General features: G+C 52.5%; 1 tRNA gene and 1 rRNA gene. Both read left to right on the top strand.

Annotated elements, in window-relative coordinates:
• The first annotated feature begins 87 nt into the window (after positions 1-87).
• A tRNA-Ala gene (locus V6D20_22915) sits at positions 88-163 on the top strand.
• 273 nt (positions 164-436) lie between these two features.
• Positions 437-1,775: ribosomal RNA gene (locus V6D20_22910) — 23S ribosomal RNA — on the top strand; the annotation flags it as partial.

Below are 1,775 nucleotides of genomic sequence, written 5' to 3'. Positions count from 1 at the left end.
TCCAGCTCGACGTTATCGATTGACTTGCATAGCAGGCTATGCGGCGCCACTCGATGCCTTGATCTGAACGATTTTTGCAGTACTTCTGGGGCTATAGCTCAGCTGGGAGAGCGCCTGCCTTGCACGCTGGAGGTCAGCGGTTCGATCCCGCTTAGCTCCACCAGACTCTCCTTCGGGACGGAACGGGTTGGGACTCGATAGAAGTCAGAACCAAATGATTGTCGATCATTTGCTTCTGGCTTTTTAGTCAGAGCTGTATGTGACGAGCTGCAGCTTGCTCTTTAACAAGATGGATAGAAGTCGAAAAGCATTCACTGAAGAATGCGAGTGTCTATGAAGAAGTCTGACGCTTGTGTCTTTGGCGATTATCGTTCAACTGATCGTGGCTTTATGACTTGGGATGGCCGTTCAACACTGAGGCTGTTTTGGGTTATATGGTCAAGTGATCAAGCGTACACGGTGGATGCCTTGGCAGCCAGAGGCGATGAAGGACGTTGTAGCCTGCGATAAGCTCCGGTTAGGTGGCAAACAACCGTTTGACCCGGAGATCTCCGAATGGGGCAACCCAGCCAACGTAAGTTGGTTATCCCTTGACTGAATACATAGGTCTTGGGAGGCGAACGCGGGGAACTGAAACATCTAAGTACCCGTAGGAACAGAAATCAACCGAGATTCCGTCAGTAGCGGCGAGCGAACGCGGATTAGCCCTTAAGTTTCTTACGATTTAGCAGAACGGTCTGGAAAGGCCGGCCATAGTGGGTGATAGCCCCGTATGCGAAAGGTCGTTTGAAGTGAAATCGAGTAGGTCGGGACACGTGTTATCTTGACTGAAATTGGGGGGACCATCCTCCAAGGCTAAATACTCCTGGCTGACCGATAGTGAACCAGTACCGTGAGGGAAAGGCGAAAAGAACCCCGGAGAGGGGAGTGAAATAGAACCTGAAACCGTGTACGTACAAGCAGTGGGAGCATCCTTCGGGGTGTGACTGCGTACCTTTTGTATAATGGGTCAGCGACTTAATTTCAGTAGCGAGGTTAACCGGATAGGGGAGCCGTAGGGAAACCGAGTCTTAATAGGGCGTTTAGTTGCTGGGATTAGACCCGAAACCAGGCGATCTACCCATGAGCAGGTTGAAGGTGCCGTAACAGGCACTGGAGGACCGAACCGGGATCTGTTGAAAAAGATTCGGATGACTTGTGGGTCGGAGTGAAAGGCTAATCAAGCCTGGAGATAGCTGGTTCTCCCCGAAAGCTATTTAGGTAGCGCCTCACGTGATTACCCTCGGGGGTAGAGCACTGTTTCGGCTAGGGGGCCATCCCGGCTTACCAAACCGATGCAAACTCCGAATACCGAGGAGTACAACGTGGGAGACACACGGCGGGTGCTAACGTCCGTCGTGAAGAGGGCAACAACCCAGACCGCCAGCTAAGGTCCCCAAATTCCAGTTAAGTGGGAAACGATGTGGGAAGGCTCAGACAGCTAGGAGGTTGGCTTAGAAGCAGCCACCCTTTAAAGAAAGCGTAACAGCTCACTAGTCGAGTCGGCCTGCGCGGAAGATGTAACGGGGCTCAAACTGGATACCGAAGCTGCGGATGTGCACTTAGTGCATGTGGTAGGGGAGCGTTGTGTAAGCCGTTGAAGGTGAGTTGAGAAGCTTGCTGGAGGTATCAGAAGTGCGAATGCTGACATGAGTAACGACAATGGGAGTGAAAAACTCCCACGCCGGAAGACCAAGGGTTCCTGCGCAACGCTAATCGGCGCAGGGTGAGTCGGC

The organism is Candidatus Obscuribacterales bacterium, from assembly GCA_036703605.1.
In the GTDB taxonomy this organism is placed as follows: domain Bacteria; phylum Cyanobacteriota; class Cyanobacteriia; order RECH01; family RECH01; genus RECH01.
This window is presented reverse-complemented; position numbering and strand designations above follow the sequence as displayed.